We start from the raw sequence: 19,844 nt of genomic DNA, 5'->3' as shown, positions 1-19,844 counted from the left end.
CGGCATGTCCCCGGCCCCTTCTCGGCGGGTCGCCGACGCCCGCGCCGGGTTGGCCGGAACTGACCGACATCACCCTTCGGCGGCCCGGCTTCCCATCACCGCCGCGAACGTGTCGGGGGCGCCGTCGAAGCCGCGTACGGCCGACCGGAAGCCCCAGAGTCCCGAGCCGCCGCGGGTGAACTCCCCGATGACCGCCGCGGTGGCCCACGCCACGTCGGAGAAGTCACTCTCGGTCAGGCTCGTGTAGCCCTCGCGGATCTCCATCGCCGTGTTCCCTATGTCGCCGAAGGTCTTGTGACCATCGCGCTGCTGGATGGCGACACCGACCACCACCCGCCCGTACGTGTCCGCCAGCCGGTTCAGCTCGATGGTCATGACCTCGTCGAAGCCGAAACCCTGGCCGGTCCGGCTGTCCCGGTTCAGCGTGATGGTGCCGTCCGGCGAGCGGCTGTCGAAGTGCACGAGGTAGGCGGGGGCGCCGTACGGCTCACCGGCCGGGTAGGTGGCCGCGATGATGTCGAGGTCGTTGGCGGCCGCCCCGTGCGGACTGGGGTCCCATTTGACCCGCACCTCGACCTTCTCGATGTCCTTGTTCGGAGTGCTCAAGGGACTTCCCTCCCGGCCGACGGCCCACGGACCGTTCCCATCACCTGATACACGATTCACCCGATCATGTACGCAACCGGCCGCGGAACCAACTGCTCCGGCCACGGGCGGCGGATTCGGGCCACTGTCCGGCCCCGGCACAGGTGGTGCGGCCTCTTTGGCCCCGCGCTCCGGTGATACGGGCGGAACGACCGGCCGGGGCACGCTCCCCGGGACCGTGACGTGTGCCACGTTCCGCGCCGTACGATGGCGCGGTGCTGGTGAAGTGGATTCGCTGCTCCGTGGTGGACCGTCATGGTTTCGAGCGGGGACAGCGGAAGTGGGCGGGGCTGCTCGGCGAGCCGGGGTTCCAGGGGCAGAGCGGCGGGTGGAGCCGAACGCGCCCCGACGTCGCCCACGTCTTCGCGTTCTGGGAGAACCGCGTCTTCTACGACTCCTTCATGGCCCGCGGGCACGACCGGCTGGCGGCCGGGCAGTCGGGCATGTTCCGCGACATGCAGGTCACGCTCTTCGAGCGCCGCTTCGACGTGAAGACGGGCTTCGAGCCCCACTTCGCCGAGGCGGACGTCGTCAGAGTCGCGCACAGCCGGGTGCACGAGGAGCGCGCCGAGCACTTCGTGCTGATGCAGCAGCAGGTGTGGAACCCCGCCATGGCCGGATCGCCCGGCATGCTGCGCGGCGTGTTCGGCGAGGCGCCCGGGAATGAGTTCCTGGCGCTGTCCCTGTGGAAGTCGAGCGCCGAGCGCGGCAAGTACCGCGCGGCGGGGGCCGAGCGGCTGGCGGCCCGCGCGGGGATCGAGACGGACGTGATCGCCCTGACGGGAGACGTCGTGGAGCTGGAACCCTCCTGGACCGTGTGACCCCGCTCCGACCTGGACCGTGTGACCTCGTTCCGACCTGGACCGTGTGACCCCGCTCCGTGCTCCGCGGGGCCCGACCATTCGTGCCGGCCCGACCCGATCTATGGTCGGGACATGGCACGACCGCAGCGCATTGTCCTCGTCCGGCACGGCGAGTCCGAGGGCAACGCAGACGACACGGTGTACGAGCGGGAGCCCGACCACGCGCTCCGGCTCACCCCCACGGGTCTGCGGCAGGCCCGGGAGACCGGGGTGGGGCTGCGCGAGCTGTTCGGCGAGGAACGGGTGAGCGTCTACATCTCGCCGTACCGCCGCACCCACGAGACGTTCCGGGCCTTCGGCCTCGATCCGGAACGCGTCCGCGTCCGCGAGGAGCCCCGGCTGCGCGAGCAGGACTGGGGCAACTGGCAGGACCGGGACGACGTACGGCTGCAGAAGGCCTACCGGGACGCCTACGGGCACTTCTTCTACCGTTTCGCCCAGGGCGAGTCCGGTGCCGACGTCTACGACCGGGTCGGCGCGTTCCTGGAGAGCCTGCACCGGAGCTTCGAGGCGCCGGACCACCCGGAGAACGTCCTGCTGGTCACCCACGGACTGACGATGCGGCTGTTCTGCATGCGCTGGTTCCACTGGTCGGTCGCGGAGTTCGAGTCGCTGTCCAACCCGGGCAACGGCGAGACCCGGACCCTGCTGCTGGGCGAGAGGGGCCGCTACACCCTCGACAGGCCCTTCCAGAGCTGGCGGACCCCCGAACCGTACGGCCGCACCGGATAGAGTGGCACGGCGATGACCGCTGATTCTGCTTCCGCGCGGCGCCTCGAACGCGCCCTGGCCAGCCTGCGTGGGCTGTCCGTGGGAGACGCCCTGGGCTCCCAGTTCTTCGTTCCGGCCAACTACCCCCTGCTGAAACAGCGGGCCCTGCCGCCCGGGCCCTGGCAGTGGACCGACGACACGGAGATGGCCTGCTCGGTCCTGGCCGTGCTCTCCGCGCACGGCCGCGTCGACCAGGACGCGCTCGCCCGCTCCTTCGCCGAGCACCACGACTTCGACCGGGGCTACGGTCCCGCCGTCAACCGGCTCCTCAGGCTCGTACGGGAGGGCGGCGACTGGCGGGAGCTGTCCTCGGCGCTGTTCCAGGGCCAGGGCTCCTGGGGCAACGGTTCGGCGATGCGCATCGCCCCGCTCGGCGCCTGGTACGCGGACGATCCGGAACAGGCCACGCACCAGGCGGAGATCTCCTCGTACACCACGCACCAGCACCGCGAGGCCGTCGTCGGGGCCATGGCCGTGGCCGCCGCCGCGTCGCTCGCCGCCGCCCCCGGCGGGCCGCCGAGTCCCGAGGACCTCCTCGACGGCGTCATCGCGCTCGTGCCCCGCAGCGCCGTCGGCGCGGGCCTGCGCCGGGCCCGGGACATGCTGGACTACCGGGACGCCGGGACGGTCGCCGCGGTCCTCGGCAACGGCCGCCGGACCAGCGCCCACGACACCGTGCCGTTCGCGCTCTGGTCGGCCGCGAGGAACCTCGGGGAGTACGAGCAGGCGTTCTGGGTCACCGCTCAGGCCGGCGGTGACGTCGACACGACGTGCGCGATCGTCGGCGGTGTCGTCGCGTCGGGCGAGGCCGGAGCGCCGCCGGCCGACTGGCTGGCACAGACGGAGGAGCCCCCGGCTTGGCTGACGCCGCTCCTTCGCTGACCGCGCCGGTTCCGTCCCGTCTCCCCTGAACCGGGGGTGCGGCCCACTGTCACGGTCCTGCCACAGGATCACTCTGCGTGTCCCCGAACGGGAGTTCGGGACTACTCTTTCGGCCACGCCGCCCCTCGTTGATCTTGAGGGCGTGCGCCGAATGAGACGCCGGGACAGGCGTACGGCCCAGGGCCGCGCGTGGACCCGGTGGGGGAGGGGTCCCATGTCCGATCAGCCGTCCGAGGCGTCCAGACCGCCGGAGAATCCGAAGGAAGCCGGGGCGCCCCGGCCACCGGAACCGTCGGCGGCCCGCGAGGCCGCCGGCACACCGGAGCGTCAACCGGATCCGACCGCGGCGCGGTCCGCCGGTGCGCCGGCGGCCGATACCGCGCGGCAGTCCGCGGTCTGGGATCCGGCCCCGCCGCAGGCCTCCGGCGACCGCGCCCGGGCCCAGGCGGCCCGGAAGGCCGCGCCCCCGGGCAGCCCCTGGCAGTACGGCGCCGGGGCGCACTCCGCCGAGGACAATGATGTGACGGCCCGCATCCGGCCCCCAGCGCCGCCCCTGATCGGCCCCGCCGTGCTCGGCTCGGTCCTGGCCACCGCGCTCCTGAGCGCGCTCTTCCTGGGCGACGGACTCGGGGTGAACCTCCTGATCGTGGCCGCGCCCGCCGCACTGGCCGCGTTCTTCGCCGCCCGGGCGGCAGGCCGCCGACTACGGCCCTGGACCGCGACCTGGGCGCTGGGAGGACTCGCGCTGCTCGCGGTGCCGGCACTCCGGGACGCGGGCTGGCCCACCTTCCTCGCCGTGGTGTCCGCCTTCGCGCTCGGCTCGCTCGCGCTGCACGGCAGCCGCAGCTGGCTGGGGGTGCTGATCGGCTCGCTGGGGCTGTTCGACTCGGTCGTCCCCGGCATCATCTGGGGCGTGCGGGGGGTTCGCGCCCGGGCCGACGGCTCCCGGGCGCGCTGGGGCGCCGCCCTGCGCACCACGGTGGTGGCCCTCGTGCTGCTGGTGGTGTTCGGCACCCTCTTCGCCAGCGCGGACGCCGCGTTCGCCGAACTGCTGGGCAGCCTCATGCCCGAGGCCTCGGTCGGCGAGGGACCGTGGCGGATCTTCCTCTTCGCCCTCGGGCTCGCGGGCGCGCTCGCCGCCGCGCACGCCGCGGCCGCCCCGGTGCGCTGGGACGGGATCACCGTACGGCCCGGCAAACCCCGGGGACGGGCCGAATGGGCCCTTCCGCTGATCGTCCTCAACCTGCTCTTCGCCGCGTTCATCACCCTCCAGCTCGTCGTGCTCTTCGGCGGCTACGACAAGGTGCGGGACGTGACCGGGCTCAGCCACGCCGAGTACGCCCGCCAGGGCTTCTGGCAGCTGTTGTGGGCCACGCTGCTCACCCTTCTCGTGATCGCCCTGGCCCTGCGCTGGGCACCGCGCGGCGGCGCCGGGGACCGCACCCTGGTGCGGTCGGTCCTCGGCCCCCTCTGCGTGCTCACCCTCGTCGTGGTCGCCTCCGCGCTGCGCCGCATGGACCTGTACGTCGACGAGTACGGCCTGACCAGGCTCCGGATATCCGTGGCCGCGATGGAGCTCTGGCTCGGGGTGGTGCTGGTCCTCATCCTGGCGGCAGGTGTCTTCGGGGCCCGGTTCCTGCCCCGGGCCATCGCGGTGAGCGCGGCGGCCGGCGTCCTGGCCTTCGGGCTGCTCTCACCGGACGGGTTGATCGCCGAGCAGAACGTCCAGCGCTTCGAGGACAGCCGGTCGACCGCCATCGACATCGACTACGTCAAGGACCTGTCCGCCGACGCCGTACCGGCCCTGGATCGACTGCCCGAACCGGAACGCTCCTGTGCGCTGCGGATCATCCAGAACGACGTCCTCGACGACGACACCCCCTGGTACGCGACCAGCTGGGGAGGGGCGCGGGCGAAGGAGATCCTGGAGAAGCGCCCGGTGAAGGGCGACGCGCGTGACTGCTACCGCGCGGGCAGGGAAGGGACCCGGGACGGTTACGAGCCGGACGACGACGGCTACGACCCGTACTGAGCCGACGGGCCCCTTGAGCCCGCGGGTTCAAGGGGCCCGACTCGCGAGTTCAGGGAGTCCGCCCTCGCGGGCCCAGGGGGGTCGGCGGGACCTCGAACCCGCCTCCGCCGACTGATTCGCAGGACGCACGGCGCCCCGGGGTGTTGTTGCCGTGGCTCTCGGCGTACGCTGGCTGGCGCCATGCCGTACGAAGCACCCACGCACACCGTCGAGCGCTCACTTCGCGCTACCACCGGTGCCAGGACCGTCGCCGGTGTCGATGAGGTCGGACGCGGAGCGTGGGCCGGACCCGTCACCGTGTGCGCGGCGGTCACCGGTCTGCGCCGACCGCCCGAAGGCCTCACCGATTCCAAGCTGTTGACCCCCCGGCGACGCGCCGAGCTCGCTCCCCTGCTGCGGAGCTGGGTCACCGCCTACGCGTTGGGCGACGCCTCGCCGCAGGAGATCGACGACCTCGGAATGACCGCCGCCCTCCGGCTCGCCGCCGTGCGCGCCCTGGAGGGGCTGCCGGTACGCCCCGACGCGGTGATACTCGACGGCAAGCACGACTATCTGGGCGTTCCCTGGAAGGTCCGTACCGTGATCAAGGGCGATCAGTCCTGTATCGCGGTCGCGGCTGCCTCGGTGATCGCCAAGGTGCACCGTGACCGGATGATGGCCGAGCTGGGCGCCGCGTCCGAGGACTGTGCCGACTTCGCCTTCGGTGCCAACGCGGGGTATCCCTCGCCCGTGCACCGGGCCGCGCTGGAGGAGCGGGGGCCCACGGCCCATCACCGCCTCTCCTGGGCGTATCTGGACGCGCTGCCCAGGTGGCAGCACCTGAAGAAGGTCCGTTTTTCCGCCGAGGCGGCCGCACTCGAAAGCGGGGGCCAGCTCGGCTTCGAATTCTGATCGCGCACACGCGCCCCTCCCACCGACGCCGACGACATCGGCGTTCGCCACAGACCACCTTCATGCCTCTGATCTCCGAGGAGCCTCAGATTCCCGAGAGCGCCCAGGGTCCCCGCGTCACTCCGGCCGCCGGCCGCACCGCGCCGACCCCCCGTCCCGTACCCGGTCCGCGTTCCGCGGCCACCCCGCGTCCCGGTCGTCCGGGCCCCGGCCCCGCGCGCCCCGCGCCCCCGGCGCAGCGCGCCCATCCCGCCCCCGCGGCACCCCCCGCTCCGGCGCCGGCCCCCGCCCGTCCGGAGCCGACGGAGGATCGTTCCGCGCCGCAGGTCCAGCTGATCCCGGCCCCGGCGGCCGGAGCACTCGACGCGGCCGAGGAAGCGGTCGACCTGCTGCTGGAGTCCGGTCGCGCACCGGGCGACATCCTGGTGCTCACCACCGGCGAACAGCACCCGTGGGCCGCCCACGAGCTGTCCTTCGGCGAAGCCGCGTACTGGGCCCAGCACGACGCGGGCGACGACGTCTTCTTCGCCGACATCTCCGCGGCGGACCGGGCCACGTCCCGGCCCGTGGTCGTCGTCGCCGTCAACGACGACGCGGACCCGGCCGTGGCCCGTACCCTGCCCGTCGCGCGTGACCGCGCCGCCGCGCTGTTGATCGTCTGCGGAGACCCGCAGACGATCAACTCCGCACTCGGCGCCGGGGTCTGAACACACCCACCGGTGCTCCCGGCCGCCCCCACGGGCGGGCGGGAGCACCACCGCCGGTCGCCCGGCCGCGACGGGGACCGACCGGTGCCCGCCCGGCAGGTGCGCCGTGCCCGCTCAGCGGGCCGCGGTGCGCCGCAGCGCCTCCGCCGCTCCGCCTCCCGACCGCGTCGGCGTGGTCCGGTGCTCGACGACGGCGTCGGCCAGGAGCGCCGGCTCCGACAGCGAACTGGGCCGCCGCCCGCCCCTCCCCTCGCCGAGCACCTGCCAGCCCCCGCGGGTGAGCGTGATGTAGGCGCCGCAGCGGAGGCCGTGCAGGGTGCAGGCATCCCGCAGGCCCCACATCCACGCACCGTCCTCCTCGGTCCAGCGTTCGTCGCCGTCGCGGCAGTACAGAAGCACGGCCGTACGGACCGGAGTGCGGCGTCGCAGATCGTGCGGGATGACGCGCCGCAGCTGTGCCAGCAGAGCGTTGCGGAACTCCCAGCCGTCCGCGGCCACCGTCGACCGGCGGGCGAACGAGGCGCTCGCCGTGAGCCGTTCCTCATGATCGAGGACCGCGACCACGGCGGTGGCCGGAGTCGGCCGGTGCCGGGAGTGCAGTCCGCTGACGACCTCCCGGGGGTTCCGGAGCAGAGGTATGCCCGCCGAGGCCCACTCCGCTGGTTCGAGCATCCGGGCAAGGCGGTTGTCGGAGTCTGCGGAAACCGAGGACGCCGCTGTCGAAGTGGCTGTGGACGGGGCGAATCCGAAGGTCACGGTCCTCCCTTCGCTACGCGCCCACGGTGCGGGCAGGGTCGAATGAGGGCGCGCCGCGGCACAGCCCTTCCGGGCCCGATGAGGAACTGTGCGGGGGCAGCTCCAATTCTCCCTGGCCTACCGGCAGGCGGCAACGAGCAATTGCTGTGGCTGACGGGAATCAGCCGGAATGACACTGATATCCCTGCCCATACCCGCCCGGGATGACTCCCTCCGTCCCCCCTGAATCGCGAGGACCAGCAGAAACACCGTCGTCGCGGTGGGTGGATTCGCTGATTGTCAGTCCCATCGGGTTGCATGGAGGCATGGACACCCTGGAGCTCCGCACCGAAGCCGACGCCATCCTCGCTGAGCTGGTCGGTGCGCCCGGAGGGTCGGCGCGGCTGCGGGAGGATCAGTGGCAGGCGGTGGCGGCCCTGGTGGAGCAGCGCCGTCGCGCGCTGGTGGTCCAGCGCACGGGGTGGGGGAAGTCCGCGGTGTATTTCGTGGCCACCGCGCTGCTGCGGCGGCGCGGAGCCGGCCCGACGGTGATCATCTCGCCGCTCTTGGCGTTGATGCGCAACCAGGTCGAGTCGGCGGCGCGGGCAGGCATCCAGGCACGCACCATCAACTCGGCCAACCCCGAGGAATGGGAAATGATCTACGGGGAGGTGGAGCGCGGCGAGACCGACGTTCTCCTGGTGAGCCCGGAGCGCCTCAATTCCGTGGACTTCCGTGATCAGGTGCTGCCCAGGCTCGCGGCGACGACCGGCCTGCTGGTGGTCGACGAGGCGCACTGCATTTCCGACTGGGGCCATGATTTCCGGCCCGACTACCGTCGCCTGCGCACGATGCTCGCGGAGCTGCCGGCGGGAGTGCCGGTGCTCGCCACCACCGCCACGGCGAACGCGCGGGTGACCGCGGACGTGGCGGAGCAACTGGGCACCGGGGGCGGGGACGCGTTGGTGCTGCGGGGGCCGCTGGACCGCGAGAGCCTACGGCTGGGCGTGCTGGAACTGCCGAACGCGGCGCACCGGCTCGCGTGGCTGGGGGAGCGGCTGGGGGATCTGCAGGGTTCGGGGATCATCTACACGCTGACGGTGGCGGCGGCGGAGGAGGTCGCCGCGTTCCTGCGGCAGCGCGGATATCCCGTGGCCTCGTACACGGGGAAGACGGAGAACGCCGACCGGTTGCGGGCGGAGGAGGATCTGCTGGCGAATCGGGTGAAGGCCCTGGTGGCGACCTCCGCGCTGGGGATGGGTTTCGACAAGCCGGACCTCGGCTTCGTGGTGCACCTGGGATCACCCTCGTCGCCGATCGCCTATTACCAGCAGGTGGGGCGTGCCGGGCGCGGCGTGGACCATGCCGATGTCCTGCTGCTTCCGGGCAGGGAGGACGAGGCGATCTGGGCGTATTTCGCTTCGGTGGGCTTCCCGCCCGAGGAGCAGGTGCGGCGCACTCTGGACGTGCTGGGGCAGGCGGGCCGTCCGTTGTCGCTGCCGGCGCTGGAGCCGTTGGTGGATCTCCGGCGCTCGCGTCTGGAGACGATGCTGAAGGTCCTGGACGTGGACGGTGCGGTCAAGCGCGTGAAGGGTGGCTGGACCGCGACGGGACAGCCGTGGGCGTACGACACGGAGCGGTACGCGTGGGTCGCGAAGCAGCGGGCGGCGGAGCAGCAGGCGATGCGGGACTACGTGGCGACCACCGGGTGCCGCATGGAGTTCCTGCAGCGGCAGCTCGACGACGAGAAGGCGGTGCCGTGCGGCCGCTGCGACAACTGCGCCGGCCCCTGGCTGGACCCGGCCGTCTCCTCCTCGGCCCTCTCGGCGGCGACAGGTGAGCTGGACCGGCCGGGCGTCGAGGTCGAGCCCCGCAAGATGTGGCCGACGGGCCTGGCCTCGGTAGGCATGGACCTGAAGGGCCGGATCCCCGCGGGGCAGCAGGCGATGACGGGACGTGCGCTGGGAAGGCTGTCCGACATCGGCTGGGGCAACCGGCTGCGCCCGCTCCTGTCGGCGCAGGCGGCGGACGGGCCGGTCCCTGACGACGTATTGAACGCCGTGGTGGAGGTGCTGGCGGACTGGGCCCGCTCGCCGGGCGGCTGGGCCGGCGGATCTCCCGACGCGATGCCGCGCCCCGTGGGGGTGGTCGTCGTGCCGTCACGCACCCGCCCCCAACTGGTCACCTCCCTGGGCGAGGGCGTGGCCCGGGTCGGGAGGCTCCCGCTCCTGGGCAGCCTGGCCTACACCCCGCATGCCGACGAGCACGCCGCGCACCGGAGCAATTCCGCGCAGCGGCTGCGTGCCCTGGCCGACTCGTTCACGGTGCCCGACGAACTCGCCGCCGCGCTGGCCCAAGCCCATGGCCCGGTTCTGCTCGTCGACGACTCCACGGACTCCGGCTGGACCCTCGCCGTGGGCGCGCGTCTGCTCCGCCAGGCCGGCGCCGATCAGGTGCTCCCGCTGGTCCTGGCCGTGGCGGGATAGGCCGAGCCCCGATCGCTCTACCGTCCCCGTTCCGGCCCCGGGAGCGAGCTCGAAAGGTGAACGCGCAGGAGTTCCGCCACTTCTGGAGCGGCCTGCTCCGGAATCCAGTGCCCGACTCCGGCCAGGGTGTGGAAGGTGTACGGGCCGGTCACGAACCTGCGTGTGTGCTCGCCGCCTGTCGGGTCGAGGACCGGATCGCTGTCGCTGTTGATGAACAGCGTCGGGACGGTGACCTCGGCCAGCTGGCTCGATGTGCTGAAGGGCATCGCCCGATACCAGTTGAGGGCAGGGGTGAGAGCGCCCGACGCCACCAGGAACTCCAGGTCGCGGGCGAGACGGGCCGCGGTCTGCCCGGCCGCCATGCGCTCGGTGGCGCGCGGAGCCGTGGACGGATCGAGGCGGCGTATCAACAGCTCTGGAATCCAGGGAAGTTGGAAGGCGAACATGTACCAGGACATGAGGAACTGGCGGCTGGTGAAGACGGCCCGCATGAAGGCGGCGGGATGCGGGACGGAGAGTGCGGTCAGGGTGGCCACCACGTCCGGCCGGGCTGCGGCCAGCGTCCAGGCGACCGCGGCTCCCCAGTCGTGCCCGACGACGTGCGCCTTGCCGCCGCGTGGTGCGGTCGCCTCGATGAGGGCGACGACGTCCTCGGTGAGCTGGGACATGCGGTAGGAGATCCTGCCGCGCGGCCGGGCCCGGGGCGAATACCCCCGCTGGTCGGTGCCAGAGTGCGGTATCCCGACGCGTGCAGCAGCGGCGCGAGCAGGTCCCAGGCGCTGGACCTCTGGGGAAACCCGTGCAGCAGCACGACGACCTCCCCGGCGAGCGGTCCCTGGTCCACGAGGTCGAAGACCAGACCGCCGCGGCCGAACGACGTCAGCCGTCCGTCGGCGCCGAGCCGAGCCGTCACGCGCGGTCCCACCGTCCGCGACGCAGGTCCATGAACACTCCGAGAACACTCCGATGTGATCAGCGAATACACGCGGGTAATCGCTGATTACATGGGCTGCTCGGGGGAGTGTCAAGGTGCGGTGCGGCAGCGGCGAACTACGGCAGGTCAAAACCGAGTTGATCCGGACCGGGTGTGCCCGCCTCCGGGAGCGAGAGAACCGAACCGGACCGAGCACAGCACGATAGTGCGCCCCGGGCGACGGGAGCGACCCCTGTGGATAACGTTATCCACAGGGGTCGCGGGGCGGGACGGACTGAGGGACCGTCAAGGCATGAACAAGCACCATGAATCCACTGGCCCGGCCGCGGAGCAGCAGATCACCCTGCGCGGCCCCGCCGAGCTCGCCGACGCCCTCCCGTATCTGATGGGCTTCTATCCCAACGACAGCGTCGTGATGGTCGCCCTGCACGGCGGCCGGGGCCGGTTCGGCGGCCGGCTCCGTCTCGGAATTCCGCAGGCGCCCGGCGAATGGGGTCCGGTCGCCGACCAGTTGGCGGATTGCCTGGTATCGGGGAGCGAGCGCCGCGAAGGACGGCCCGACGCGATCGTGATCTTCCTCTGCCAGGACTCTCCGGACGGGGCAGGCGGCAGGCTCACGATGGAGCGGCTCAGGCCTTTCGCGCAACGCCTGCGCACGGCGTGCGGAGCACTCGACGTTCCCGTCCTCGAAGCGCTCTGCATCTCCGACGGCCGCTACTGGTCCTACTGCTGTCCCGACCCCCGGTGCTGTCCCGACCAGGGAAATCCCCTGGCCATGCCCGGCACCACGGTGATGGCCGCGGCGGCCGCCTACGCGGGCGTCCATGTGCGGGGCACGCTGCGCGACATGGAGGCGCGGCTGCGGCCCTGGCGGACCCCGGCAGCCGTGGCCGCGCAGGAGGAGGCCCTGGACAGGGCGGGGCCCGCGCTGATCCCGCGGCTCCTCGACGAGCGGGCCCGGGGGGAGGTCGCGGCGGAGACCCTCCGGCTGGCGCGCACCCTCATGGACCGTATCGAGGAGACGCAGCCCGCACCGCCCGCGCTCTCGGACGCCGGGGACGACCAGTTGATCGGCCCCGACGAGGCCGCGGCCGTCATCCTCGGGCTCCAGGACCGGGAGACCCGGGACAAGGCCGCGGCCTGGATGGAGGGGGCGGAAGCGCAAGCGGCCCTGCGGCTCTGGCGGACGCTGGCACGGCGTTGCGTCGGACCCTACGGGGAGCACGCCGCCGCTCCGCTCACCCTGGCGGGCTGGGTCTCCTGGTCCACGGGCGACGAGCCGGGCGCGCGGGTCGCCCTGACGCTGGCGCTGCGCGCCGATCCCGGCTACACGTTCGCCCAGCTGCTGCACCGGGCCTGCAACGAAGGGCTCGACCCGGAGGCCCTGCGCCGTTGCCTGCGCGAGGCCGCGGACGGGGCGAGCCCCGACGCCCGGGCCGTGCGGGCGGTGATGGACACCGCCGCCGACCGGGGCGCCACCTCGCTGCGCGTCCGCAAGGTCCGCCCGCTGCCGGACGGGGGCCGGCGGCGGGGGCGCGCTCACCGGCGCCCGGGTGCGGGGCGGGTGAAGCCGTCACCCGCTTCGGCCCGTCCCCGGGCCTCGGTGGCCGGGCGGCGGTCGCACGAGGCCCGGCAGTACGGGCGACGCGGCAGCAGGACGCGGAGGTGACCCGGGTGCGAGCCGGGAAACCGCCGGGGCAAGTCCGTCCCGGCCTGCGGGCCGGCCGTCCGGCCCGGCCCGCCGACCGCCGGGATCCGGGCCACCGCCCGACTGATCGCCACGCATCCGAAATCGTGGCGCCCCGACTGATCACGAGCATGCCGAAGGGAGTGTTTATCGTCAGGAAGACGACTATGATCGCGGCATGCCGCCCTACGACCCGTCGACCTTCCCGCCCTTCGCTGTCACCGTCGACCTGGTCGTGCTCACGGTGCGCCGTCACGCGCTCTGCGCGTTGGTCGTCCGCCGCGGAGAGACCCCGTTCCAGGGCAGCTGGGCGCTGCCCGGCGGTTTCGTCAGGATGGACGAGGACCTGGGGTCCGCGGCGGCGCGTGAACTCGTCGAGGAAACCGGCCTCTGCGCGCACGACCCGGCGAGACCGGCCGCGGGTAACGGGGCCCATCTGGAGCAGTTGGCCACGTACGGAGATCCGGCCCGCGACCCCCGGATGCGGGTGGTCAGCGTCGCCCACCTCGCCCTCGCGCCGGACCTGCCCGCACCCCGGGCGGGCGGCGATGCCAACAGCGCGCGCTGGGCGCCGGTCGAGGACCTGCTGCATCCCGGCGCCGGACGGGAGGGCGAGCAGGCGGCGCCGCTGGCCTTCGACCATGCGCGGATCCTGGCCGACGGCGTGGAGCGCGCCCGCTCCAAGATCGAGTACTCCTCGCTGGCCACCGCGTTCTGTCCGCCGGAATTCACGGTCGGCGAGCTGCGCCGGGTGTACGAAGCGGTCTGGGGTGTGGTCCTCGACCCCCGTAACTTCCACCGCAAGGTCACCGGAACGCCCGGATTCCTGGTGCCTTCCGGTGGGACGACCACACGTCAGGGGGGCCGGCCCGCGCAGTTGTTCCGGGCCGGGGCGGCCACGGTGCTCAATCCGCCGATGTTGCGACCCGAGGTCTGAGCCACCGGGCGTTCCGCTGCGACGGCCCCGCGGAACGCCTGTCGGCCCACCCCTGCGCCAAAAGTCTGAAATGTCGCGTTATGTTGCTGCGGTACCCCTGCCGCCGAGCGGTCTCACCTTCCGCGAGAGACGCGAGAGAAGCGATGCTCCAGGCCATCGGACTCACCAGCACCCCCCGTCGCGACGCCCCGCCCGCCGTGAACGATCTGACCTTCGAGGCTCCCCCCGGCCGTGTCACGGCCCTGCTGGGCGCCCCCCGCTCGGGCAGGACCACGGCCCTGCGGCTGATGCTCGAACTGGACGCGGGGCGAGGCGTCGCTTACTTCCGGGGGCGGCCGCTCCACCGCATCGCCCACCCGGCCCGGGAGGTGGGCGTACTGCTCGGCGACGTACCGGGTCATCCCGCCCGGACCGCCCGAGGGCAGCTCCGTATGCTCTGCGCGGCCGCGGGCGCGCCCGCGACCAGGGCCGACGAGGTGCTCGAGGTCGTCGGTCTCGCCGGGCTCGGGGACCAGCGCCTGGGCACCCTCTCGGTGGGGATGGACCGGCGGCTCGGCCTCGCCTCCGCGCTGCTCGGGGACCCCCACACCCTGATCCTGGACGAGCCGGCGGAGGGGCTGTCCCCGCGGGAGAACAGTTGGCTGTACGGGCTGTTGCGCGCGCACGCGGACCAGGGCGGCACGGTCCTCTACACCACCGGCGACCCCAAGGAGGCGGCCCGCACGGCCGACCGTGTCGTCACCATCGGCGGCGGGCGTCTCGTCGCGGACCAGGACGTCTCCGACTTCGCCCGCACCCGGCTCCGGGCCCGGGTCGCCGTCCGCACCCCGCACGCGGCCAGGCTGGCTGCCGTGGTCAGCCGGGAGGCCCGAGCCGCGCGGCGCTCCGTCGAGGTGGTCGAGGAGTCGAGCGGCCGGCTGACGGTGTACGGCAGCAGCTGCGCGGAGATCGGGGACACCGCGTACCGGCACGGCGTCCCCGTGCACCGGCTCGCCGACGAGATCGGCGACACCGGGCCGGCCACCCCGGCGGGGGCCGGGAGCGAGGAACGGGGCGACTCGACCGTCGCGCTGTCCGAGCTACCGCCCCCGATCCGGGTGCGCCCCGCGCGCGGCCCCCTGCGCCCCCTCCGGTACGAACTGCGACGCTCCCTGGGCGTCCGGACAACGGCCATGATCATGGCGGCCGTTCTGGTGGTGTCGGCCGCGGTGTCCGTCCTGCTCGCCCGCACGGACGGCACCACGCTGCCCCGTGTGCTCGCCGCGTGGCCCGCTCTGCTGCCGCTCCCACCCGCCGCGCTCGGCGCGGGTCTGCTCGGGGCGCTGTCCTTCGGGGACGAGTTCCGATATCCGGCACTCGCCTCCGCGCGCGGCACCGTGCCCCGGCGGCTCGGACTGCTGCTGGCCAAGCTGACCGTGACCGCGAGCTTCGCGCTGCTGCTCGCGGGCCTGGCCGTGGTGTGCGGAGCGCAGAGCCTCCGGCTCGTGTACGGGCCGGATTTGATCGAGATCCCCTCGAACGCCGTCGCGCTCGGTGCGAGTTGGGCCGGTCTGACAGTCGGCTGTGCCTGGGCGGGGCTGTTGGCCGCCGGTGTCTTCCGGGTGGCCGGGGCGGGGATCGCCGCGGTGCTGGCCGTTCCGGTACTTGTCGTTCCGCTGGTGCAGAAGCTCTTCGCGGCGCCGTCCGCGCGTTCGGTCGCCGGGCTCCCGGGCCGACTGCGCGAACTGGCCGGGTGGCAGCTGCCGCAGCAGGCGGACCACTGGGTCCTGGCCGTCGCGCGGGTGGTGGCGCAGCCTGTCGGCACCGCACTCGCCCTGTCGTTGTCAGCCCTGATCTGCGCGTATCTGTTCACCAGCCTTCGGGGAAAGGCGCGTTGGTGATCGCCGTCGCCCCGCATCGAGGACAGAGGTCCACAACTCCCTGAGAAATGACTGATTTATGTGGATATGGCGTCAATTGCGGAGCGAGCGCCGATCACCCTTTCGTGTGCTTTTCACCAAAGACCTCAAGGGGCGGGCGAGCCGCGCCGACAAAGGATGCGTGAGTACCCTTGCGCACACCATGATGACCGCCGCCCGCACCGCCGATTCCGGCCTGGCCGGCGCGGGCGAACTCGACCGCTATCCCTATACGGAGGCGCCGGCCGGCGAGCGTGCCGCTTCCCGGGCCTGGGGCGGTTCCGATTCCGAGCTGGGGCGGGCGAGCCGACGCGGGTCTGCCAGCCGGGGGCGCGGTCTCCACGGCCAACTCGTCCAGCAGCTCGGCCAGATGATCGTTTCCGGTGACCTCGGCGCGGACCGTCCCCTCGTTCCCGAGGAGATCGGCCAGCGGTTCGAGGTGTCCCGCACCGTCGTACGCGAATCCCTGCGCGTCCTCGAAGCCAAGGGGCTGGTCAGCGCGCGCCCCAATGTGGGTACGAGGGTCCGCCCGGTCAGCGACTGGAACCTGCTGGATCCCGACATCATCGAATGGCGGGCCTTCGGTCCGCAGCGCGACGACCAGCGCCGTGAGCTGGCCGAGCTCCGCTGGACCATCGAACCGCTCGCGGCCCGTCTCGCGGCCGGGCACGGCCGGGACGACCTCCAGCAGCGGCTCGGCGACATGGTGGAGATCATGGGGCACGCGATGGGGCAGGGGGACACGATCACCTTCTCCCGTGCCGACGCGGAGTTCCACGCCCTGCTCATCCAGGCGGCGGGCAATCGAATGCTCGAGCACCTTTCCGGCATCGTCTCGGCCGCCCTTCATGTCTCCGGCGGTCCGGTCACCGGCTGTGACCGTCCGGGCGAGACCTCGCTCGCGCACCACGCGCGCATCGCCGACGCCCTCGCCTCCGGTGATTCCGGGGCAGCCGAGACGGCCATGCGCCAACTGCTCGTCGTCCACCCCGACGTCGAGCGTGTGGTTCCCGCGCCGCGCGAGCACTGACCGGGCGCGGCCGGGGTGCGTGGGCCCGGTGCCGCCGGACCGCACGGGTCCGGCGGCATAATTGTGGTGGGATGGCACCCTTGGCCGCTTTCGTCGCGTATGGGGTGTGACTCGGGCCACGCGGATTGGCCGTAACACTCCTTGAAGCAGCGCGATGACTTAAGAGGTGAGCGTCGCGGAAGGAATACAGCAGCCCTCGGGTGCGCTGTGCAGTTCTGAGGCCAAACCCGCGCCGTCGGCGACATCCCCAGTCGACGGTCGTCGGTTCCAGCCCTCTCCAGGGCCGGGCCGGAAGCCGTTTCCATCGTTCCGAGAGGTTGTTCGTGTCGGCCAGCACATCCCGTACGCTCCCGCCGGAGATCGCCGAGTCCGAATCTGTGATGGCGCTCATCGAGCGGGGAAAGGCTGATGGGCAGATCGCCGGCGATGACGTGCGTCGGGCCTTCGAGGCTGACCAGATTCCGCCAACCCAGTGGAAGAACGTTCTGCGCAGCCTCAACCAGATCCTCGAGGAAGAGGGTGTGACGCTGATGGTCAGTGCCGCGGAGTCGCCGAAGCGCGCCCGCAAGAGCGTCGCAGCGAAGAGCCCGGTCAAGCGCACCGCCACCAAGACTGTCGCGGCCAAGACCACCGTGACCAGGACCGTCGCGGCCACCGCCGCCCCGGCGGCCGAGAGCGCGGACGCGGTGGCCGACGACGCCGTCGCGGCCGCTCCTGCCAAGAAGACGGCAGCCAAGAAGACGGCTGCCAAGAAGACCGCCGCGAAGAAGACGGCCGCGAAGAAGACGGCGGCGAAGAAGTCCGGCAAGCAGGACGACGAGATCCTCGACGGCGACGAGGCGGCCGAGGAAGTCAAGGCCGGCAAGGGCGAGGAAGAGGAGGGCGAGGGCGAGAACAAGGGCTTCGTCCTCTCCGACGACGACGAGGACGACGCACCTGCGCAGCAGGTTGCCGTCGCCGGCGCCACGGCCGACCCGGTCAAGGACTACCTGAAGCAGATCGGCAAGGTTCCCCTCCTCAACGCCGAGCAGGAGGTCGAGCTCGCCAAGCGCATCGAGGCCGGCCTCTTCGCCGAGGACAAGCTGGCGAACGCCGACAAGCTCGCGCCGAAGCTCAAGCGCGAGCTGGAGATCATCGCCGAGGACGGCCGACGGGCCAAGAACCACCTTCTGGAGGCCAACCTCCGCCTGGTGGTCTCCCTGGCCAAGCGCTACACCGGTCGCGGCATGCTCTTCCTGGACCTGATCCAGGAGGGCAACCTAGGTCTGATCCGCGCGGTCGAGAAGTTCGACTACACCAAGGGCTACAAGTTCTCCACGTACGCCACCTGGTGGATCCGTCAGGCGATCACCCGCGCGATGGCCGACCAGGCCCGCACCATCCGTATCCCGGTGCACATGGTCGAGGTCATCAACAAGCTCGCGCGCGTGCAGCGCCAGATGCTCCAGGACCTGGGCCGCGAGCCCACCCCGGAGGAGCTGGCCAAGGAACTCGACATGACCCCCGAGAAGGTCATCGAGGTCCAGAAGTACGGTCGCGAGCCGATCTCGCTGCACACCCCGCTCGGTGAGGACGGCGACAGCGAGTTCGGTGACCTGATCGAGGACTCCGAGGCCGTGGTCCCGGCGGACGCGGTCAGCTTCACGCTTCTCCAGGAGCAGCTCCACTCCGTGCTCGACACGCTCTCCGAGCGTGAGGCCGGCGTGGTCTCGATGCGCTTCGGGCTCACCGACGGTCAGCCGAAGACGCTCGACGAGATCGGCAAGGTCTACGGCGTGACGCGTGAGCGCATCCGTCAGATCGAGTCGAAGACGATGTCGAAGCTTCGGCACCCGTCGCGCTCGCAGGTGCTGCGCGACTACCTCGACTAGATCGCGGAAGATTCACCGGCCGAGGGCCCGGAACCCCCAGGGGATCCGGGCCCTCCGGCGTGTCCTCGGGTGCGGACGGTGACCGGCTGGATCACGCTGGGTGGACCGTTACCGCCTCAGCGTCAGGAGCCTCCATGCCCCGTTCCGTCGTCCGTGCCCTGACCGGGGTGCTCGCCCTGACCGCCGCCGCGACCGTGGCGCCCCTCGTCTCGCCCTCCGCGGCGGTCGCGGACAGCATCATCGTCGGCGGACAGCCCGCTCCGGTGGCGGACAGCCCCTGGGTGGTGGCGCTGTCGAGCCGGGACCGGTTCGGAGGGGCGCGCTCGGGACAGTTCTGCGGCGGCGTCGCCGTGGCGCCCACGAAGATCCTGACGGCCGCCCACTGTCTGAGTGACGAGGCGCTCGGTGGACCGGCGGAGCGGGTGAGGGATCTGCTGGTCATCGCCGGCCGGGAGCGGCTGAGTGACTCCGGCGGCCAGGAGATCCCGGTCCGGTCCATCTGGGTGAACCCGGCGTACGACCCCGCCTCCAACGCCGGCGACCTCGCGGTGCTGACCCTGTCCCGCGCGATGCCGAAGGGCGGCGTCATCCCGACGGCCAAGGGCGGGGACCCCGCCTACCGGGCCGGTACGGCCGCGGCCGTCTACGGGTGGGGCGATACGACGGGGAGCGGCGCGTACGCGTCCGTGCTGCGCTCCGCGCGGGTCCAGGTCCTGCCGGACAGCGACTGCGCGCGGGCCTACCCGGGCGGCCAGGAGGGCACGTACAAGGCCTCGGCGATGCTCTGTGCGGGCGATCCGGCGGGTGGCAGGGATGCGTGCCAGGGCGACAGCGGCGGGCCGCTGGTGGCCCGTGGGCGGCTCATCGGGCTGGTGTCCTGGGGCAGCGGCTGCGGCCGCGCGGGCAGCCCGGGTGTGTACACACGGGTCTCCGCCGCACTGGACTGGGCCGAGGGCCGCGTCTGACCCGCGCCAGGATCGAGTGCGGGTGGTGATTCGCCGCGCTGTGTCCGCGCGGGGCCTCGCCGACGAGAACGGGCGGCTCCCCCCGGTGGGGGAGCCGCCCGTCGGCCGGTCCTGGACCGGCCCCTGGCTCGTCGTGGATGCGAGGTATCAGTGTTGTTCCTCGTCGGCAGCAGCCGTCTGCACGGCGGTGAGCCGATCCGTCTCATCCTGTATTTCCGCGGCGATCTTCTTGAGTTCCGGCTCGAACTTGCGCCCGTGGTGGGCGCAGAAGAGCAGTTCACCGCCACTGATCAGGACGACGCGCAGATATGCCTGGGCGCCGCAACGGTCACAGCGGTCTGCTGCGGTCAGCGGGCTCGCGGGGGTCAGAACAGTAGTCACGTCGCCTCTTCTCTAGCTCGACGAGCTGTCGTACCAGGGTCAACATCCAACCAGGCCGAAAACGTTCCCGCTCGTGGCTTTTCTTCGAAACTTCTTCTCGGTGTGGCTGTCTGTCGCCGGTTGGCGGCG

General features: G+C 72.2%; 17 protein-coding genes. 13 read left to right on the top strand and 4 right to left on the bottom strand.

The genetic code is table 11. From position 1 onward, the window contains the following. Positions 1 to 69: 69 nt before the first annotated feature. A complete protein-coding gene (locus tag AB0F29_RS35875) occupies positions 70 to 606 on the bottom strand; it encodes a TerD family protein (RefSeq protein ID WP_361881439.1) in 537 nt (178 codons plus the stop codon). Positions 607 to 860: 254 nt separating this feature from the next. Between AB0F29_RS35875 and AB0F29_RS35870 the strand changes: the two genes are divergently transcribed. From AB0F29_RS35870 to AB0F29_RS35845, 6 genes are all read left to right on the top strand, one after another. Beyond that, positions 861 to 1,466, top strand: coding sequence for a YdbC family protein (locus tag AB0F29_RS35870; RefSeq protein WP_361881436.1), 606 nt, complete (start codon positions 861 to 863; stop codon positions 1,464 to 1,466). Between the two features lie 114 nt (positions 1,467 to 1,580). Continuing rightward, entirely contained in the window at positions 1,581 to 2,240 is a 660-nt protein-coding gene (locus AB0F29_RS35865) for a histidine phosphatase family protein (protein WP_361881433.1), read from the top strand. Between the two features lie 12 nt (positions 2,241 to 2,252). Further along, on the top strand, positions 2,253 to 3,161 hold the full coding sequence (locus AB0F29_RS35860; protein WP_361881431.1) for an ADP-ribosylglycohydrolase family protein: 909 nt from the start codon (positions 2,253 to 2,255) through the stop codon (positions 3,159 to 3,161). A gap of 214 nt (positions 3,162 to 3,375) precedes the next feature. Continuing rightward, on the top strand, positions 3,376 to 5,193 hold the full coding sequence (locus AB0F29_RS35855; RefSeq protein WP_361881428.1) for a DUF4153 domain-containing protein: 1,818 nt from the start codon (positions 3,376 to 3,378) through the stop codon (positions 5,191 to 5,193). Between the two features lie 180 nt (positions 5,194 to 5,373). Continuing rightward, positions 5,374 to 6,084, top strand: coding sequence for a ribonuclease HII (locus AB0F29_RS35850; protein WP_361881425.1), 711 nt, complete (start codon positions 5,374 to 5,376; stop codon positions 6,082 to 6,084). A gap of 62 nt (positions 6,085 to 6,146) precedes the next feature. Further along, positions 6,147 to 6,791 (top strand): hypothetical protein, encoded by a 645-nt coding sequence (locus AB0F29_RS35845; protein WP_361881422.1) that lies wholly within the window; start codon positions 6,147 to 6,149, stop codon positions 6,789 to 6,791. Positions 6,792 to 6,905: 114 nt separating this feature from the next. On the opposite strand, the gene AB0F29_RS35840 is transcribed toward AB0F29_RS35845, so the two are convergent. Then, on the bottom strand, positions 6,906 to 7,547 hold the full coding sequence (locus AB0F29_RS35840) for a hypothetical protein (RefSeq protein ID WP_361881419.1): 642 nt from the start codon (positions 7,545 to 7,547) through the stop codon (positions 6,906 to 6,908). Positions 7,548 to 7,852: 305 nt separating this feature from the next. Between AB0F29_RS35840 and AB0F29_RS35835 the strand changes: the two genes are divergently transcribed. Next, positions 7,853 to 10,012 carry a RecQ family ATP-dependent DNA helicase gene (locus AB0F29_RS35835; RefSeq protein ID WP_361881416.1) on the top strand — a complete coding sequence of 720 codons (2,160 nt, stop codon included), beginning with the start codon at positions 7,853 to 7,855 and terminating at the stop codon, positions 10,010 to 10,012. 17 nt (positions 10,013 to 10,029) lie between these two features. On the opposite strand, the gene AB0F29_RS35830 is transcribed toward AB0F29_RS35835, so the two are convergent. Then, positions 10,030 to 10,974: an alpha/beta fold hydrolase gene (locus AB0F29_RS35830; RefSeq protein WP_361881413.1), complete on the bottom strand. Its 945-nt coding sequence runs from the start codon at positions 10,972 to 10,974 to the stop codon at positions 10,030 to 10,032. Positions 10,975 to 11,238: 264 nt separating this feature from the next. On the opposite strand from AB0F29_RS35830, the gene AB0F29_RS35825 reads away from it, so the two are divergent. From AB0F29_RS35825 to AB0F29_RS35800, 6 genes are all read left to right on the top strand, one after another. Further along, entirely contained in the window at positions 11,239 to 12,615 is a 1,377-nt protein-coding gene (locus AB0F29_RS35825; RefSeq protein ID WP_361881410.1) for a DUF4192 domain-containing protein, read from the top strand. A 196-nt stretch (positions 12,616 to 12,811) separates the two neighbouring features. After that, positions 12,812 to 13,570 carry an NUDIX domain-containing protein gene (locus AB0F29_RS35820; protein WP_361881407.1) on the top strand — a complete coding sequence of 253 codons (759 nt, stop codon included), beginning with the start codon at positions 12,812 to 12,814 and terminating at the stop codon, positions 13,568 to 13,570. Positions 13,571 to 13,713: 143 nt separating this feature from the next. Next, positions 13,714 to 15,450, top strand: coding sequence for an ATP-binding cassette domain-containing protein (locus AB0F29_RS35815; protein ID WP_361881404.1), 1,737 nt, complete (start codon positions 13,714 to 13,716; stop codon positions 15,448 to 15,450). A 181-nt stretch (positions 15,451 to 15,631) separates the two neighbouring features. Beyond that, entirely contained in the window at positions 15,632 to 16,498 is an 867-nt protein-coding gene (locus AB0F29_RS35810) for a FadR/GntR family transcriptional regulator (protein WP_018957090.1), read from the top strand. 323 nt (positions 16,499 to 16,821) lie between these two features. After that, positions 16,822 to 18,369 carry an RNA polymerase sigma factor gene (locus tag AB0F29_RS35805; RefSeq protein ID WP_361881401.1) on the top strand — a complete coding sequence of 516 codons (1,548 nt, stop codon included), beginning with the start codon at positions 16,822 to 16,824 and terminating at the stop codon, positions 18,367 to 18,369. Positions 18,370 to 18,503: 134 nt separating this feature from the next. Then, on the top strand, positions 18,504 to 19,334 hold the full coding sequence (locus AB0F29_RS35800; RefSeq protein ID WP_361881398.1) for a serine protease: 831 nt from the start codon (positions 18,504 to 18,506) through the stop codon (positions 19,332 to 19,334). A gap of 147 nt (positions 19,335 to 19,481) precedes the next feature. Here AB0F29_RS35800 and AB0F29_RS35795 read toward each other — a convergent pair whose 3' ends face one another. Continuing rightward, positions 19,482 to 19,715 carry a hypothetical protein gene (locus AB0F29_RS35795; protein ID WP_018957087.1) on the bottom strand — a complete coding sequence of 78 codons (234 nt, stop codon included), beginning with the start codon at positions 19,713 to 19,715 and terminating at the stop codon, positions 19,482 to 19,484. Positions 19,716 to 19,844 lie beyond the last annotated feature (129 nt).

The organism is Streptomyces sp. NPDC026589 (assembly GCF_040638385.1).
GTDB lineage: Bacteria > Actinomycetota > Actinomycetes > Streptomycetales > Streptomycetaceae > Streptomyces.
The sequence above is the reverse complement of the archived record's forward strand: the minus strand, read 5'-3'. Positions and strand labels throughout refer to the sequence as shown.

What these genes read in the sequence shown, in the direction of transcription:
- AB0F29_RS35865 (WP_361881433.1), top strand. Translation starts at nt 1,581, where the DNA reads ATGGCACGACCGCAGCGCATTGTCCTCGTCCGGCACGGCGAGTCCGAG.
- AB0F29_RS35860 (WP_361881431.1), top strand. Translation starts at nt 2,253, where the DNA reads ATGACCGCTGATTCTGCTTCCGCGCGGCGCCTCGAACGCGCCCTGGCC.
- AB0F29_RS35855 (WP_361881428.1), top strand. Translation starts at nt 3,376, where the DNA reads ATGTCCGATCAGCCGTCCGAGGCGTCCAGACCGCCGGAGAATCCGAAG.
- AB0F29_RS35850 (WP_361881425.1), top strand. Translation starts at nt 5,374, where the DNA reads ATGCCGTACGAAGCACCCACGCACACCGTCGAGCGCTCACTTCGCGCT.
- AB0F29_RS35845 (WP_361881422.1), top strand. Translation starts at nt 6,147, where the DNA reads ATGCCTCTGATCTCCGAGGAGCCTCAGATTCCCGAGAGCGCCCAGGGT.
- AB0F29_RS35835 (WP_361881416.1), top strand. Translation starts at nt 7,853, where the DNA reads ATGGACACCCTGGAGCTCCGCACCGAAGCCGACGCCATCCTCGCTGAG.
- AB0F29_RS35825 (WP_361881410.1), top strand. Translation starts at nt 11,239, where the DNA reads ATGAACAAGCACCATGAATCCACTGGCCCGGCCGCGGAGCAGCAGATC.
- AB0F29_RS35820 (WP_361881407.1), top strand. Translation starts at nt 12,812, where the DNA reads ATGCCGCCCTACGACCCGTCGACCTTCCCGCCCTTCGCTGTCACCGTC.
- AB0F29_RS35815 (WP_361881404.1), top strand. Translation starts at nt 13,714, where the DNA reads ATGCTCCAGGCCATCGGACTCACCAGCACCCCCCGTCGCGACGCCCCG.
- AB0F29_RS35810 (WP_018957090.1), top strand. Translation starts at nt 15,632, where the DNA reads ATGATGACCGCCGCCCGCACCGCCGATTCCGGCCTGGCCGGCGCGGGC.
- AB0F29_RS35800 (WP_361881398.1), top strand. Translation starts at nt 18,504, where the DNA reads ATGCCCCGTTCCGTCGTCCGTGCCCTGACCGGGGTGCTCGCCCTGACC.